This window comes from Xenophilus sp. Marseille-Q4582 (genome assembly GCF_916700565.1).
Taxonomy (GTDB): Bacteria; Pseudomonadota; Gammaproteobacteria; order Burkholderiales; family Burkholderiaceae_C; genus Xenophilus.
Map to the genome: position 1 here is coordinate 613227 of NZ_CAKAKO010000001.1, position 16171 is coordinate 629397.

Sequence of the window (16171 nt, forward strand, 5' to 3'; positions counted from 1 at the left end):
ACCGACCATGCGCTTCGACGCCTACATCTGCGACGCCATCCGCACTCCCTTCGGCCGCTACGGCGGCGCACTGAGCAGCATCCGCACCGACGACCTGGGCGCGCTGCCCATCCGCGCGCTGATGGCGCGCAACGCCCGCGTGGACTGGCAGGCCGTCGATGACGTGATCTACGGCTGCGCCAACCAGGCCGGCGAAGACAACCGCAACGTCGCGCGCATGGCCGCGCTGCTGGCCGGCCTGCCCATCGAGGTGCCGGGCGCCACCGTCAACCGCCTGTGCGGCTCGGGCCTGGACGCGGTGGGCACGGCCGCACGCGCCATCCGTGCCGGCGAGGCGCAGCTGATGATCGCGGGCGGCGTGGAAAGCATGAGCCGCGCGCCCTTCGTCATGCCCAAGGCCGAGTCGGCCTTCAGCCGCGCCAACGCGGTGTACGACACCACCATCGGCTGGCGCTTCGTCAACAGGCTGATGAAGGCGCAGTACGGCGTCGACTCCATGCCCGAGACGGCCGAGAACGTCGCCGCAGACTACAAGATCGAGCGCGAGGCACAGGACCGCATGGCGCTGGCCAGCCAGCAGCGCGCGGTGGCGGCGCAGCGGCGCGGCTTCTTCGAGGCCGAGATCGTGCCGGTCACCGTCGCGCAGAAGAAGGGCGATCCTCTGATCGTGGACAAGGACGAGCATCCGCGCGAGACCAGCCTGGAGGCGCTGGCCCGGCTCAAGGGCGTGGTGCGCGAGGGCGGCACGGTGACGGCCGGCAACGCCAGCGGCGTGAACGACGGGGCCTGTGCGCTGCTGATCGCCAGCGAGGCGGCCGCCGCCAAGCACGGGCTCACGCCGCGCGCGCGGATCGTGGGCATGGCCACGGCCGGCGTGGCGCCGCGGGTGATGGGCATCGGCCCGGCGCCAGCCACGCAGAAGGTGCTCGCGCTCACGGGGTTGAGGCTGGACCAGATCGACGTGATCGAGCTCAACGAGGCCTTTGCCGCGCAGGGCCTGGCCGTGCTGCGCCTGCTGGGTCTGGCGGACGACGATGCGCGCGTGAACATCAACGGTGGCGCCATCGCGCTGGGCCACCCGTTGGGCGCCAGCGGTGCGCGCCTCGCCACCACGGCGGTGAACCAGCTGCACAGCGGCGGCGGCCGCTATGCGCTCGCCACCATGTGCATCGGCGTGGGGCAGGGCATCGCCCTCGTGCTCGAGAAGGTCTGAGCGCCGGGCGGCCCGTGCGGTGCGGGCGGCGCGGGCGCAGGCGCAGGCCGTGCCGCGGCTGCCACATAAATACGAATAAAAGTTGTTCTTATTCGCTTGATTTGTTACAGTTCCGCCGTTCCTCGGTCGCAACAACAACATTTTTCTCCAGAGCGGCAGGTTCTCCTTGCTGTTTCCGGAGTGTTCGACATGTTGTGTCTCTTTCGCGGCCGCGGGCCGCGCGTTTCGCCGCTGGCCTGGGCCGCGGCCGCCACCTTCTTTTCGCCCGCCCTGCTGGCCCAGACCGCGGCCACTGCCCCGACCGCCCCGACCGCCTCCGAGCTGCGCGAGATCGTCGTCACGGCCACTGGCTACGAGCAGGAACTCAAGGACGCACCGGCTTCCATTTCCGTCGTCACCCGTGAAGAGCTGCAGAGGCGCCAGTTCCGTGACCTGGCCGAGGCGCTGCAGAACGTGGAGGGCATCGACGTGCTGGGCGGCACGGGCAAGACCGGTGGGCTGGACATCAGCATCCGCGGCATGCCCAGCGAATACACGCTGATCCTGGTCGACGGCCGCCGCCAGAACGTGGCCGGCGACGTGACGCCCAACGGCTTCGGCGCCGCGCACACCAGCTTCATGCCGCCCATCGCCGCCATCGAGCGCATCGAGGTGATCCGCGGCCCGATGTCCACGCTCTACGGCTCCGACGCCATGGGCGGCGTGGTCAACATCATCACGCGCAAGGTGGCCAGCGAATGGGGCGGACAGGTGTCGCTGGAAGCCGGCATTCCGCAGGACAGCGAATGGGGCAAGCAGACGCGCGCCAACATCTACCTGAGCGGTCCCATCCGGCAGGACCGGCTGGGCATCGCCGTGCGAGGCAGCGTGTACGGCCGCGAAGCTTCCGACTGGGTGCTCGCGCCCGGCGCCGCGCAGCCCGCGGCGGCCCGCAACCCGGCACCGGCTGAAAGCGACCAGTACAGCGCCGGCGCGCGCCTGACGCTCACGCCCAGCCGCCAGCACGAGCTCTGGCTGGACGTGGACGTGGCCCGCACCTGGTACAACAACGAGGACGGCCGCCTGGGCACGCGCGATGCGGCCAGCCCGAACTGGACCGGCAACAACCCGCCCGGCTACCGGGACGCGCTGCGCTTCAACCGCGAACAGGTGGCCCTCGGCCACACGGCGCGCCTGGGTTTCGGTCTGCTCGAAAGCAGCCTGATGCGCACCGAGACCGAAACCCTCGGCCGCACCATTCCCGGCGGTGCCATCCCGCGCACGGCGGCGCAGCGGCGCAGCGTGTACTGGCTCAGCGAGGCGGACCGTGGCCAGCCGCGCGAGCTCAAGACCACCAACACCGTGCTCGACAGCAAGCTGGTCGCGCCACTGGGTGAATCGCACGTGCTTACCGTGGGTGGCCAATGGTGGGACGCCAAACTCACCGACGGCCTGCTGCCCGAGACGCAGGCGCAGCGCCTGTGGTCGGTGTTCGCCGAAGACGAATGGAAGCTCCTGCCCAACCTGACGGCCACGCTGGGCGCGCGCTACGACCACCACAGCGCCTTCGGCGGCCATGTGAGCCCGCGCGGCTACCTGGTCTGGGACGCGACGCCGCACTGGACCTTCAAGGGCGGCGTGAGCAAGGGCTTCAAGGCGCCGCGCCTGAACCAGCTGATCGACGGCATCAGCGGCGTGAGCGGGCAGGGCGCGACGCTGAACATCGGCAACCCCCAGCTCAAACCCGAAACCAGCGTGAGCACCGAACTGTCGGCGCTGTACGACAGCCGAAGCGGCTTCACCAGCGGCGTGACGCTGTTCCACAACAAGGTCAAGGACAAGATCAGCAGCGGCGGGGACTGCGCCACGGCGCCCATTTCCAGCTGCTCGGCCAACCCGACCGCGGACTACGCCATCAACGTGGACCAGGCCAAGACCTGGGGCCTGGAGCTGAACACGCGCTACCAGATCAATGCGGCCTGGAGCGTGCGCGGCGGCTACACGCACACGCGCAGCGAAGTGGTGGAAGCCGGCAAGAAGAACGGCCAGCTCGCCAACACGCCCAGGCATGCGGCCCATGCGCAGGTGGAATGGCAGCCCAGCAGCCAGTCGCGCCTGTGGCTGCGCGGCGAGTACCGCGGCAAGAGCCCGCGCTTCACCGGCGACCCGGCCGGCCTGACGGGCAACAACCTGGCGATCTACAACGCCGTGGGCGACATCAAGGCGCACGCGCTGTTCCATGTGGGCGGCTCCTACCAGGTGTCGAAGAAGCTGAGCCTGCAGGCCCACATCTACAACCTGCTCGACAAGGACTTCCGCGAATTCACGCAGGTGAACCTGAACGGCACGCCGACCTGGGTCAACGCCTACTTCCAGGGCGGCGCCTCGGTGGCCGGCACCACGCTGCCGGGCCGCACCTTCTGGATCTCGGCCAACCTGACGTTCTAGCAGGCCGTTGAAAAAATGCTCATCGAACGCGCCAGGGTCGTGGATTTCGAAGAAACGGATCGCCCAAACTGGCCTGCGCAGCGATTGGAGCGGCCATTTCGGCCTGTTTGCAGGCCGTTTTGCCCGTTCCGGGCGCACGTATCCCATGGTTCACGCATGATGCGCGTCCCACCAGCCGCCCAGACTGCCCATGCGCACCAGGTTGTAGGTGGCAAAGCACAGCAGCGCCTGGCCCGCGAGCTTGGCCTGACCGATCAATTTGGTCTTGGCCAGACCACCCACTGTCTTGATCCAGCCAAAGGCCTCCTCGATGCGCTTGCGCACTTTGAGGCTGGTCTTGTAGCCCTCGTGGCGCCGGATGCGGCCATCGACCGCCGAGTGCTTGTCCTTGGCCGCCACGTGTGGCGTGACTTTGAGCTTTCGGCAGCCCTTGATGAAGGCCTGGCTGTCGTAACCTTTGTCGGCCCCGACCGTGGCCCGCTTGTTCTTGTTTCCCCGGCGTTTGAGCATCGCCAGCGCCGCCTCGCGCTCGGCGGTGCCACTGGCATGTGTGATCTCCACATCCACGATCAGCCCGTTGCGGTTCTCCATGAGGATGTGCCCCATGTGGCACAGGCGAGATTTGTCGCCCGCGCTCTTCTTGAACAGCCGGGCATCGGCATCGGTGGTGCTGGCGTGGGTGTCGTTGCAGCGCTCCTGCCCTTTGAAGTTCACCTCGGGGTTGCGTCCGGGTGGCGTGCCGCTGTCGTCGTCTTTGCGTTTGAAACTCTTGTGCGAGGCCCAGGCCTCAATCAGCGTGCCGTCCACGCTGAAGTGTTCGTCGCTGGCAAGCCGGCCCCACTGGGCGCTGAGCTTGACGCGCTCGAAGAAGGCGCGCGCCAGGTCTTCGTTGAAGAGGCGTTCGCGGTTGGCGCTGAAGGTGGAGTGGTCCCAGACCTTGTCTTCAATGTTCAGGCCCACGAACCAGCGGTACAGCAGGTTGTAGTTGACCGCCTCGACCAGCTGGCGTTCGCTGCGGATGGAGAACAGGATTTGCAGCAGCAAGGCCTTGAGCAGCATCTCCGGCGGCACCGAGGGGCGGCCACGGCGGGCGTACACCGCTTCGAACTCGCTGTTCATGCTCGACAGCAGCGCATCCACCACGGCGCGCAACTTGCGCAGCGGGTGTGCCGCTGGCACTCTTTCTTCAAGGCTGATGTAGCTAAACATCGCCCCCTGGAAGTCTTGGTTGCCTCTCATCTTTCTTGTCGCAGTTGTTCCGGGATGGCTTCAGATCGTAGCGGCCGACGCGGACGCTCGCAGGGGATTTTTCAACGGCCTGCTAGGGATGCTCCGCGGCCTGCGCCGATCGCCCGCGTGTTTCCCGCGGCGATCAGCCGGCCGCCAGCCGCAGCAACTGCCACAGCGCCAGCGCCGCCAGCACGGCGGCGCTCGTGCGGTTCACCGCCCGCTGCCATCGCGCATCGAAGCGGTGGCGCAGCAGGCCCACGCCGGTGGACAGCAGCAGCCACCACAGCGCCGACCCGACCAGTACGCCCGCCACCATCACCCAGGGCGTGGCGACGGGCGCGCGCCCGGCCAGCATGCCGAACACGGCGACGAAGGACAGGATGGTGCTGGGGTTGGACAGCGTGAGCACGAAGGTGCCCGCAAAGTCGCGCAGCAATTGCCGGCCGGAGGGCGCCGCCTCGGTTGCCGCGCCTGAAGAGCCGGCGGGCGCCCTCACCGGCTTGCGCGCGATGCCCCAGGCCATCCACAGCAGGAAGGCCGCGCCGAAAACCGTGAGCCAGACCCGCGCGCCCAGCAGCCAGCCAATCAGCGCACTGACGCCGAAGGCACCGACCGCGCCATAGACCGCGTCGGCCACCGCGGCGCCCAGGCCGGTCGCCAGCCCCGCGGCGCGGCCGCGTTCCAGCGTGCGCTGGATGGCCAGCACGCCGATCTGTCCCACGGGTGCGGCGATGGACAGGCCGATGAGCAGCGACTGCCAGAAGAGGGGAAAGGCGGAAGACATGCCGGCATTGTTCTGGGGTGCCGGCCGCCTGCACAGCACGAATTTCAGGCGCAATGCGTGGCGACTGCCGATTTTTCAGGTAGCTTGGCGCCATGGCCGAAAACTACGAACTCGACGAGCGCGCCTGGCGTTTGCTGCTGGCGCTGCAGCAGGACGGCCGCGCGCCGCTCAAGGCGCTGGCCCAGGCGGCCGGTCTGTCCCTGCCGGCCACGGCCGAGCGGCTCAAGCGCCTGCAGGATGCGGGTGTGGTGCGCAGCGTGGGCGCGGAACTGGACGCGGCGCGGGCCGGCTACCCGGTGCGCGCCATCGTCGGCGCCACGGTGGCCCAGCCGGGCAAGAAGGCCTTCCTCGAGCGGCTGCGGCAGGCGCCCGAGGTGCTCGAATGCCACCATGTGGCGGGCGCCGACTCCTACCTGTTCACGGTGGTCGCGCGCAGCCTGCAAGACCTGGAGCGCTTCCTGGGCGCCATCAACGGCTATGGCGAGACCCGCACTTCCATCGTCTTTTCCACGCCCATTGCGCGGCGCGGGCTGGTGCCGCCGGGCGGCACGCGCTGAGGAGCTGCGGCTGGGTCCGCGGTTGCAAGCCTAAGCGGGCTGGCGGCTTTCCCATACCTGCGTGGCGGCCGCCAGGTCTTCGAGCGCGCTGCCCACGGCCTTGAAGACGGTGCGCTCGGATGCATCGCGGCGGCCGCTGCGTTCGCCGCGGCACAGCTGGTGCAGGTTGCCCTGCAGCGCGTGCCGGTGCAACTGGCCGGCGGCCATTGCGTCCAGCAGGTCCCCGGCCTTGGTCGGCGCCTCGTCGGTGTCGACGAACACGCGCCGGTCGGGGCCGAAGCAGGCCGGATCGGCCTCGCGCATCTCGGGCGTGAAGCTGCCGATCAGGTCCAGGTGCGCGCCCGGCGCCAGCCAGCCGCCGCGCACCAGCGGCTGCGTGGCCAGCGTGGCGCAGCTCACCAGGTCGGCTTCGCGCACCGCGCTTTCCAGATCGGTGACGGCCTGTGCCTGGAGGCCCTGCGCGCGCCATTGCGCGGCCAGGGCTTCGGCGCCTTCGGGCCGGTGGTTCCACACGCGCACCTGCGCCAGGCCGGGCCGCACGCTGCGCATGGCGGCCGGCAGCAGGCGCGCCACGCGGCCCGCGCCCAGCACCAGCAAGCGGCGCGCATCCTCGCGCGCCAGGAAGGAGGCGCCCAGCGCCGCCGCGGCGGCCGTGCGGTGGGCCGTGATCTCGTTGCCGTCCATCATCGCCAGCGGCACGCCGGTGCGCGCGTCGTACAGCACGTAGGTCGCATGCAGGCCCGGCAGGCCGCTGGCGCCATTGCCCGGGAAGATGTTGATGGTCTTGATGCCCAGGTAGCCCGCGTCGCTCCAGGCCGGCATGATCAGCACGGTGCCCTGCGCCTGGCCCTGCTGCGCGATGGCGTGCACATGGCGCGGCGGCACCTGCACCTGGGCCGCGAAGGCGGCGCGCAGCGCGGGCACCAGGGTGTCGAAGCCCAGGGCGGCGCGGGTGGCGGCGGCGTCGAAATGCTGCATGGCGCTCAGGCCTTCGCCGGGGCCGCGTCAGGCTGCGGGCCGGGGCGCTGTGCGGCCCGCCGGGCGCAAAGGGGCAGGGCAGCCGGCATCGCTCAGACGCCCGTCAGTGCGCGGTAGGCCTCGCGTGTCTGCGGCGACACGGCATCGAGCACCTGCTCGTAGCTGCTCTGGTGCCGCGCCGCCAGCCGCGCGCTGGCCACGGTCCTGGAGCGGCAGAACCAGTGGCAGGTGTGCTGCATCAGGTACAGCTCGGCGGTCATCATGTAGGCCTTGGCCTTGGGGCTGAGCCCTAGCGCGTTCTGCGCGCTGGCCTCGATGCCGCGCGCGTGGATCGCGAAGGCCTTGCGCACGTCGAACAGGCGGTAGCCGGGCAGCAACTGCTGCGCGAAGGGCAGGGCGAAAGGCAGCTTGCTCACCTGCGCCAGCGGCGCCTCGGTCTGCTGGAACTCGCGCGCGAAGCTCGTGAACTGGCCGGTCAGGGCCTGTTCGGTGCCTTCCAGCACGCCCCAGACCTGCGCCTTGCGTTCGGCATCGTCCTCGCCCAGCCAGCGCAGGTAGCCGTCGGTCAGGTTCTCCATCAGCTGCTCGATCTGGTAGCGGCCCAGGGCCTGGCCCAGCAGCGCGATGCGCCGCTGCTGCTCGCGGGTCTTGAGGATGTGGCCGGCCAGGGCGGCCAGGAAGACGAGGAAGAACAGTTCCATGAACGGCAAGGCGGGAGCGGTGAGCGCGCGCGGACGGCGCGCAGAAGAGCAGGCTGCGAGTGTAGGCACGCGCGCGGGCGCATCCGGCGCCCGCGGCCGCCGTCTCTCAGGCCACCAGCCGGTCCCAGCTCAACTGGTGCTTGGCCAGGTACTTGCGCAGCCGGTCCGCGTCGTTGACCACGCTGCGCGCCGCGCGCGAGGCCTGGAAGAGCTTGCGCCCGGCGTCCGACAGCGTGCGCGACTGGCGGCACACGCGCAGCACGGCTTCGAGCTGCAAGCGGTCGAACAGGTCCAGTGCCGCGGCCTGCTCGGCGCCCAGCAGCGCGTCCAGGTCCACCTCGGTGGTGGCGGCGCGCGCCGACGGGTCTTCGCGCGCCCACAGCCAGCGCAGTCGCGCGATCTCGGCCTGCACCAGCGGCTCGGTGATGCGCCCACCCTCGGCCAGCGTGGCCAGGCGCGTGATGCTGGCCGACAGGTCGCGGAAGTTGCCGCGCCACGGCGCGTCGGGCCCCTGGGCGAAGCGCAGGTAGGCGGTGCGCGCCTCGGCGTTGAAGCGCACGCCGCGGCGCGTCTCGTGCGCATGCTGGGCCAGCAGGTGCTCGATGTTGGGCTCCAGGTCTTCGGGCCGCTGGGCCAGGCCCGGCAGCTCGTAGGTCCAGAGGTTGATGCGCGCGAACAGGTCTTCGCGGAACCGCCCGGCCGCCACGGCCTCGCGCAGGTCGCGGTTGGTGCCGGCGATGAGCTGGAAGTCACTGGTCACCTCGCGGTCCGCGCCCACGGGGTAGAAGCGCTTTTCCTCGATGGCCATGAGCAGCATCGCCTGCTCGTCCGCGCCGAGTTCGCCGATTTCGTCGAGAAAGAGCACGCCCTGGTCGGCGCTGCGCAGCAGGCCCGCGCGCTCGCTGGCGGCGCCCGTGAACGCGCCCTTCCTGTGGCCGAACAGGCTGGAGGCCGCGCCGTCGCCGCGCAAGGTGGCGCAGTTCACCTCGACGAAGGCGCCGCTCATCTGGTGGCGCGCTTTCTTCAGCTCGAACATGCGCCGCGCCAGGAAGGACTTGCCCGCGCCCGTCGGCCCCACCAGCAGGATGGGTGCGCGCGAGCGCACGGCCACGCGCTCCACCTCGTCGATGAGCGCATTGAAGCGCGCGTTGCGCGTGGCGATGCCGCGCTTGAGGAAGGCCACCGCGTCGCGCTGCTCGGCCGCATGCCGCTGCGCGATGGCGTCGTAGCGCGAGAGGTCCAGGTCGATCAGCGCATAGCTGCCGGGGTCGCCCTCGCGCTGGCGCCGGGGCGGCGAGGTCTGCGCCAGCACGGCCGGCAGGATGCGCGATTCGGCCAGCAGGAACATGCAGATCTGCGCCACGTGCGTGCCCGTGGTGATGTGTGCCCAGTACTGCTCGCGCCCGGCGTCGAAGGGGTAGGCGCGCGCCCAGTCGTACAGGCGGGTGTAGACCTCGCCGAAGTCCCAGGGGTCCTCGATGGCCAGCGGCACCAGGTTCACGGCGGTCTCGGGCGAGACGCCGGCGATGTCGGCCTTCAGCAGTTCGGCCAGCGCCTGGTGGCGCGGCGTGTAGAGCAACTCCATGCGCGCCACCGCCATGTGCGGGTGCTGGGTCAGCGACAGCGTGGGACGCCACTTCTCCCAGCGGCCCGAACCCTTGCCCGAATCGAGCTGGGTGCCCAGGAAGCCGATGACGACGATGGGTTTCATGATCGGATAAAAAATTAGCCAATTTGCTAGGAAAACAGGAATTCTAAGTCGAGCAGAGCGGCAGCTGCATCCATCGGAAAGAAAAATATTCAATCAAATCAATGGCTTGATCTGATTGGCCGCCCAGCGAACCAGTCTGGCACAGGTCCTGCAAGACCTCACCCGTCCGGTTGCAACATGTGCTGCTCACAGGCGCCGCTTGGGGCTCAAGCCCTGCGGCCCGGTGCCATGGACCAGGTCATGCCTTGGGTCGGTGGTATGCCGCTGCCAGGTTGTCGGATGTGAATTCATGCCGTCGGGGCGTACAGGGTTCGAGTCCCTGGTGAATTTCCAACCCCTGCAAAGGGAACGGAAAGCGGGCCCTTCGGGGTCGGCGAACGGGTTCGAGTCCCGCTGACTCGCGGTGGCAACACCGCTTTGAATGGGATGAAAGTCCCATGCCCCGGTCAGGCGGCGCGCGAGGAGGCGCTTGTCCTCCATTGCGCCACGCCCGGCCGACACAGGCCGCCTGTGCCCCGTGCCCTTGGCCGGGAAGCGGGTGCAGCCAGCCCGGGCGGGAGGCGAGTGGCAGGCCGGTTCGGCTTGCCTGCGTCACCGCCCACCCGGGACCGCTGCACCGGCCCCGTTCAGGCAGGAAGCCCGCAGCCTGTGTTCAAGGGGCACCGATGGATGGGATGTTCGGCGGATACGAACAACTTTGGGAGAAGAGGATGCTGGGTTTCGAAAATTTCACCGTCAAGAAGAATGAACGCGCACTGCTGCTGCGCAATGGCGATTTCGCGGGTCTGTTCGGCCCTGGCAAGCACCGCGTGTTCGGTGGCTTCGACACCTTGACCGTGGAGCGCTTCTCGTTGAACGAGCCGCTGTTCGAGCACGAACTGGCCGATGTGCTGCGCGTGCAGGAACCGGAACTGGTGGCCCGCGAGTTCGTGCAGGTGAACCTGGGCGAAAGCGAAGTGGGCCTGCGCCATGAAGATGGCGTGCTGGTCGAGATCCTGCCGCCGGCGAGCCGCAAGCTCTACTGGCGTGGCCTGCGCGAGCAGCGCGTGGACGTGGTCGACGTGGCGGCCGATGCGCGCCTGCCGGCCGAACTGCTGGCCAGGCTGCAAAGCGTGAACCTGCGCCCCCGTGCGGTGCGCGGCCTGGACGGCGTACTGCTGGTGCAGGTGCCGGAGTTCCATGCCGGCGTGTGGACGCTGGAAGGGCAGATGCAGGAACTGCTGGCGCCGGGGGCGCATGGCTTTTGGCGCTTCAACCGCCAGGTGGCCGTGACAACGGTTGATCTGCGCGCGCAGATCGCCGAAGTGAGCGGCCAGGAAATCCTGACGCGTGACAAGGTCGGCCTGCGCCTGAACCTGTCGGCGGTGTGGCGCTACACCGACGTGCGGCTGGCCTTGGCCCAGATGCCGAAGCCGGCCGACCATGTGTACCGCGAACTCCAGTTCGGTCTGCGGGCCGCCGTGGGTGAGCAGAACCTCGATGCGCTGCTGGAGAGCAAGGCGGCCATCGACGCGTCGGTGCTGGCCCAGGTGCGCGAGCGCTTGGCGGGCTCGGGCGTGGCGCTGGAAAGCGTGGGCGTGAAGGACATCATCCTGCCGGGCGAGATGAAGAGCATCCTGGCGCAGGTCGTGGAAGCCGAGAAGTCGGCGCAGGCCAACGTGATCCGCCGCCGCGAAGAAACCGCAGCGACCCGTTCGCTGTTGAACACGGCCAAGGTGATGGAGGGCAACCCCGTCGCCTTGCGGATGAAGGAACTGGAAACCCTGGAACGCGTGGCCGAGCGGATCGACAAGATCTCGGTGGTCGGCGGCCTGGACCAGGTCCTCAACGGGCTGGTGACCCTGCGTCAACCGGCCTGAGCGCCGCCGGATGGGCGGCATCGCGGATGCCAACCGGCTTTCCTCGTGCTCATCCGCTCGAGCGCTCGGAGCAGAGAGAGAGAGAGAAAAGGAGTCAGAGCAATGAACAACGAACCCAACTACCAGCTGCACGAAGTCGCGGGCGGCGTGCCCGTGAAGATGTGGACCCAGGGCGTGCCCGTGGAAGCCGAGGCGCAGCAGCAGCTCGAGAACGCCGCGCGCCTGCCGATCGTGTTCAAGCACATCGCGGCCATGCCCGATGTGCACTACGGCATCGGAGCGACCGTGGGCTCGGTGATCCCGACCTTCAAGGCCATCATCCCGGCCGCGGTGGGCGTGGACATCGGCTGCGGCATGATGGCCTGCAAGACCACGCTGCACGCCAACGACCTGCCCGACAACCTGGGCCCGCTGCGCGCCGCGATCGAGAAGGCCGTGCCGCACGGCTCCAACCCCAAGCGCATGGGCCGCGACAAGGGGTCGTGGGAGACGCCACCCAGCGAGACCGACGTGGCCTGGGCGCTGCTCAAGGACGAGTTCGATGCGATCTGCGAGGCGCATCCGCGCATCAGGAACACCAACAACCACAAGCACCTGGGAACGCTCGGTACCGGCAACCACTTCATCGAGGTCTGCCTCGACGAAGCGGGCGCCGTGTGGTTCATGCTGCACTCGGGTTCGCGTGGCGTGGGCAATGCCATCGGCACCCACTTCATCGAACTGGCGAAGAAGGATGCCGAGCAGCACCAGCGCAACCTGCCCGACCAGGACCTGGCGTACTTCGAGGAAGGCGCGCAGTACTTCGGCGACTACGTGCGAGCGGTGGGCTGGGCCCAGAAGTTCGCGCGTGCGAACCGCGAAGTGATGATGCAGCGCGTGGTCGCGGCCGCGCGCAAGGTCATCACGAAGCCCTTCGAGGCGCATGTGGAAGCGGTGAACTGCCACCACAACTACGTGAGCCGCGAAACGCACTTCGGCGAGGACGTGCTGGTGACCCGCAAGGGCGCGGTGAGCGCCAAGGCGGGCGAGCTGGGCATCATTCCGGGCAGCATGGGTGCCAAGAGCTACATCGTGCGCGGCAAGGGCAACCCCGAGTCGTTCATGAGCTGCAGCCACGGCGCGGGCCGCAAGATGAGCCGCACCAAGGCCAAGAAGCTCTACACCGTGGCCGACCAGATCGCCGCCACCGAAGGCGTGGAATGCCGCAAGGACGCCGACGTGATCGACGAGATCCCGATGGCCTACAAGGACATCGACGCCGTGATGGCAGCGCAGCAGGACCTGGTGGACGTGGTGTACACGCTCAAGCAGGTGGTGTGCGTGAAGGGCTGACGCCGGCCGCACATGCGGCGCGCGCGGCGCGCGCGACGGAGCGAGGAGCCGGCCGCAGGGCCGGCTGGAACATTCGGGAGCGGCCGCGCGTGCGCCAACATGCGCGGGGCCCCGCGGGACGACATGAACGACAACGTGATCACGCACGCGGCGCGGCAGGCGCCCGAAATCGAACTCGACGGTGCCGAAGGCGAGGGCGGCGGCCAGATCCTGCGCACGGGCCTGGCCCTGTCCATCGTCACGCAGCGGCCGCTGGCCCTGACGCGCATCCGCGCGCGCCGGCCCAAGCCGGGCCTGATGCGCCAGCACCTGGCCTGCGTGCAGGCGGCCGCCGCCATCAGCGGCGCGCAGGTGCAGGGCGCGGAACTGGGCGCGCAGGCGCTGCATTTCGTGCCCGGCCCGGTGCGCGCGGGCGACTACGCCTTCGGCATCGCCAGCGCGGGCAGCTGCACCCTGGTGCTGCAGACCGTGCTGCCGCCGCTGTGGCTGGCCGACGGGCCCAGCCGCGTGCAGCTGCAGGGCGGCACGCACAACCCGATGGCGCCGTGCTTCCATTTCCTGGACGCGGCCTATGCACCGCTGCTGCGGCGCCTGGGCGGCGACCTGCAGCTGGACCTGCGCCGCCACGGCTTCTACCCGGCCGGCGGCGGGCAACTGGGGGCACAGATCACGCCGGCACCCGCCCCGGGGCCGCGGCCCTTCGACCTGATGGCGCGCGGCCCGCGGCTCAGCGCCCATGCCGAATGCCTGGTGCCGGGCCTGGCGCGGCAGATCGGCACGCGCGAGCTGCGCGTGCTGCACGAGGCGCTGGGCTGGTCGGGGGAGCAGTTGCGCATCGGCCCTGCGCGGCAGGACGAAGGCCCCGGCAACGTGCTGATGGCCACGCTGGCTTATGCGCACAGCACCGAGCTGATCACCGTGTTCGGCGAACGCGGCCGGCCGGCCGAAGACGTGGCGCAGGACCTGGTGCAGCAGGTGCGCGCCTGGGAGCGCAGCGGCGCGGCGCTGGGCGAGCACCTGGCCGACCAGTGGGTGCTGCTGCTGGCGCTGGCCTGCTGGCGCAGCGGCTGCGGTGCCGCCTTCACCTGCACCGGGGTCAGCGAGCACCTGCGCACCAACTGCGCGGTGATCGAGCGTTTCCTGCCCGTGCGCATCGCCCTTGAGCCCGCCGCCGGCGACGGGCTGCCGGCCTGCGTGCGCGTCATGCCGCGCTGAAAAGGCAAGGCGCGGCAGCGCCGGCTGACGCGTGGGCCGCCCGGGTTCAGGGTTTTCACGCAACGGCGATGCGCCACGCAGCCGGCGGGGCCGACAATGAGAGAACAAGAATCGCTCTCAACAACCTCTCGGCCACCTATGTCCCATGCTCCCCGCCTCCCGCTGTCCCGCCGCCAGGCCCTCGCGGGCGCGGCCGCCCTGATGGCCCCCGCGCTGTGGCCGGGCGCGGCGGCGGCTGCGGCGGCCTGGCCCGCGCAGCCGGTGCGCTTCGTCGTGCCTTTCCCGGCCGCGTCGGCGCCGGACGTGCTGATCCGCCTCGTGGGCGAGCAGCTGTCGCGCCGGTGGGGCCAGGCCGTGGTGGTGGACAACCGCCCGGGCGGCAGCGGCGTGATCGGCATGAACCACATCCTCTCGTCGCCGGCCGACGGCTACACCGTGGGCTTCGTGCAGGGCTCGGCCATCTCGGTGGCGCCCAGTCTGATCCGCGGCGTGGCCTACGACTTCCAGCGCGACTTCGTGCCCGTCACGCTGGCCGCGGCGGCGCCCTTCATGCTGGCGGTGCCCGCCGATTCGCCCTACCGCACGCTGGCGGACCTGATCGCGGATGCGCGCCTGCGCCCCGAGGGCGTGGAAGTGGCCGACAACGGCCGCGGCACCGCGCCGCACCTGGCGGCCGCGCTGCTGGGGCTGAAGGCGGGCGTGCGCTTCCTGCATGTGCACTACACGGGCGGCGCGCAGCAGCTGCAGGCGACGCTGGGCGGCCAGACGCGCCTGATGGTCGAGACCTACAACGTCATCGCGGGCGCCGTGCAGGGCGGCAGGCTGCGCGTGCTGGCGTCCATGGGCGACCGCGTGGAGCCCGGCCTGGAGGCCTTCCCGCTCGCGCGCGACACGGTGCCCGGCGGCGTGTCCCATGGCCTGTTCGCGGTCATCGCGAAAAAGGGCGTGGATGCCGCCGTGCTCGCGCGCCTGCAGCGGGACATGGGCGAGGCGCTGCGCGAGCCGGCCGTGCTCGCCAAGTCGCGCGAGCTGGGCGTGTATCCGCGCCCCGGCACGCCGCAGCAGCTGGCGCAGGCCATCGAGGAGGACCGGCGCACCTGGCAGGGGGTGCTGGACGCGCTGCACATCGGGCCGGAGTAAGAGGCGGCGACATCGGCCGGCAGCGACAAGTGCGCCGGCAACGAGGTGCGCCCCGGCAGCCCGACCACTGCCGTGGCAGAGGCGTCCCGTGATGGCGGCCCCGGCTTTGCGTCCCGCACGGCGCGGCGGCGCGGGGAGCGCCACAATGCCGGGCTTCGCCGGCACGATTCCTGCCGCGCGCCTTCCTCCCTCCCTGCGCCGCGGCGCCTGCGTTGCCTGCCTTGCCTGCCTCCCTCTTCGGCCTTTCGCTCGTCACCGATCCCTTCTTCTATGCCGTCGCGGCGCCCGCCGTGTTCCTCATGGGCCTGAGCAAGAGCGGCTTCGGCGCGGGCTTCGGCTCGCTGGCCGTGCCGCTGATGGCCCTGGCCGCCACGGTGCCGCAGGCGGCCGCGATCATGATGCCGCTGCTGCTGGTCATGGACCTGCTGGGCCTTGCCGCCTTCCGGCGCGACGTGGACTGGAAGCTGCTGCGCTTCCTGCTGCCCTGGGCGCTGCTCGGCACGGGGGTGGGCACGCTGCTGTTTCGCCTGCTGTCGCCGGCCACCGTGGCGGGCATCGTGGGCGTGTTCACGCTGCTCTTCCTGGCGCAGCGCCTGCTCTTTGCGCCGCGGCCCGACAGCCCGCCGCCGCCGCGTGCGCTCGGCGCCCTGCTCACGGTGACCTCGGGCTTCACCAGCTTCATCTCGCACGCCGGCGGGCCGCCGCTCAACGCCTACCTGGTGCCGCTGCGGCTGCCGCCCATCGTGTTCACGGCCACCGTGGCCTACCTGTTCTTCGCGGTGAACCTCAGCAAGTGGATTCCGTACGCCTGGCTGGGCCTGCTGGACCTGCGCAACCTGGCCACCTCGCTGGTGCTGATGCCGCTGGCGCCGCTGGGCGTGTGGGCCGGCGTGCGCATCGCCCGGCGCATCAGTGCGCTATGGTTCTACCGCTTCATCTATGCCGGCATGCTGCTCACGGGCCTCAAGCTGGTGTGGGACGGCTTCATCGCCTGACCCCGTCCGAAGAACGCTTTCAACCCTAC

General features: G+C 70.0%; 13 protein-coding genes. 8 read left to right on the plus strand and 5 right to left on the minus strand.

Going from position 1 to position 16171, the window contains the following annotated elements:
* Window positions 1-7 precede the first annotated feature (7 nt).
* Window positions 8-1213 carry a 3-oxoadipyl-CoA thiolase gene (pcaF, locus tag LG388_RS02850; RefSeq protein ID WP_225781324.1) on the plus strand — a complete coding sequence of 402 codons (1206 nt, stop codon included), beginning with the start codon at window positions 8-10 and terminating at the stop codon, window positions 1211-1213.
* Between the two features lie 189 nt (window positions 1214-1402).
* Complete coding sequence (locus LG388_RS02855; protein WP_225781325.1) at window positions 1403-3640, plus strand: TonB-dependent receptor domain-containing protein; 2238 nt, start codon at window positions 1403-1405, stop codon at window positions 3638-3640.
* Window positions 3641-3790: 150 nt separating this feature from the next.
* On the opposite strand, the gene LG388_RS02860 is transcribed toward LG388_RS02855, so the two are convergent.
* The gene (locus LG388_RS02860; RefSeq protein WP_225781276.1) at window positions 3791-4879 is read right to left on the minus strand and encodes an IS5-like element ISCte5 family transposase; all 1089 of its coding nucleotides are present in this window, start codon (window positions 4877-4879) and stop codon (window positions 3791-3793) included.
* A gap of 133 nt (window positions 4880-5012) precedes the next feature.
* A complete protein-coding gene (locus LG388_RS02865; RefSeq protein ID WP_225781326.1) occupies window positions 5013-5654 on the minus strand; it encodes a LysE/ArgO family amino acid transporter in 642 nt (213 codons plus the stop codon).
* Between the two features lie 92 nt (window positions 5655-5746).
* Here LG388_RS02865 and LG388_RS02870 point away from each other — a divergent pair, with 92 nt between their 5' ends.
* Window positions 5747-6211: an Lrp/AsnC family transcriptional regulator gene (locus LG388_RS02870; RefSeq protein WP_225781327.1), complete on the plus strand. Its 465-nt coding sequence runs from the start codon at window positions 5747-5749 to the stop codon at window positions 6209-6211.
* 30 nt (window positions 6212-6241) lie between these two features.
* On the opposite strand, the gene LG388_RS02875 is transcribed toward LG388_RS02870, so the two are convergent.
* From LG388_RS02875 to rtcR, 3 genes are all read right to left on the minus strand, one after another.
* Window positions 6242-7189 carry an ornithine cyclodeaminase family protein gene (locus LG388_RS02875; protein ID WP_225781328.1) on the minus strand — a complete coding sequence of 316 codons (948 nt, stop codon included), beginning with the start codon at window positions 7187-7189 and terminating at the stop codon, window positions 6242-6244.
* A 92-nt stretch (window positions 7190-7281) separates the two neighbouring features.
* Window positions 7282-7890 carry a hypothetical protein gene (locus tag LG388_RS02880; RefSeq protein ID WP_225781329.1) on the minus strand — a complete coding sequence of 203 codons (609 nt, stop codon included), beginning with the start codon at window positions 7888-7890 and terminating at the stop codon, window positions 7282-7284.
* A 106-nt stretch (window positions 7891-7996) separates the two neighbouring features.
* Window positions 7997-9604, minus strand: a complete 1608-nt coding sequence (rtcR, locus tag LG388_RS02885; protein ID WP_304956842.1) for an RNA repair transcriptional activator RtcR — start codon at window positions 9602-9604, stop codon at window positions 7997-7999.
* Window positions 9605-10311: 707 nt separating this feature from the next.
* Here rtcR and LG388_RS02890 point away from each other — a divergent pair.
* The 5 genes from LG388_RS02890 to LG388_RS02910 all read left to right on the plus strand — a co-directional run bounded on the left by LG388_RS02890 (window position 10312) and on the right by LG388_RS02910 (window position 16142).
* Window positions 10312-11460, plus strand: coding sequence for a slipin family protein (locus LG388_RS02890; RefSeq protein WP_225781331.1), 1149 nt, complete (start codon window positions 10312-10314; stop codon window positions 11458-11460).
* Window positions 11461-11562: 102 nt separating this feature from the next.
* A complete protein-coding gene (locus LG388_RS02895; RefSeq protein WP_225781332.1) occupies window positions 11563-12792 on the plus strand; it encodes an RtcB family protein in 1230 nt (409 codons plus the stop codon).
* A 123-nt stretch (window positions 12793-12915) separates the two neighbouring features.
* Window positions 12916-14007 (plus strand): RNA 3'-terminal phosphate cyclase, encoded by a 1092-nt coding sequence (rtcA, locus tag LG388_RS02900; RefSeq protein WP_225781333.1) that lies wholly within the window; start codon window positions 12916-12918, stop codon window positions 14005-14007.
* Between the two features lie 138 nt (window positions 14008-14145).
* Window positions 14146-15147: a tripartite tricarboxylate transporter substrate binding protein gene (locus LG388_RS02905; RefSeq protein WP_225781334.1), complete on the plus strand. Its 1002-nt coding sequence runs from the start codon at window positions 14146-14148 to the stop codon at window positions 15145-15147.
* A 221-nt stretch (window positions 15148-15368) separates the two neighbouring features.
* Window positions 15369-16142, plus strand: coding sequence for a sulfite exporter TauE/SafE family protein (locus LG388_RS02910; protein WP_225781335.1), 774 nt, complete (start codon window positions 15369-15371; stop codon window positions 16140-16142).
* Window positions 16143-16171: the final 29 nt, after the last annotated feature.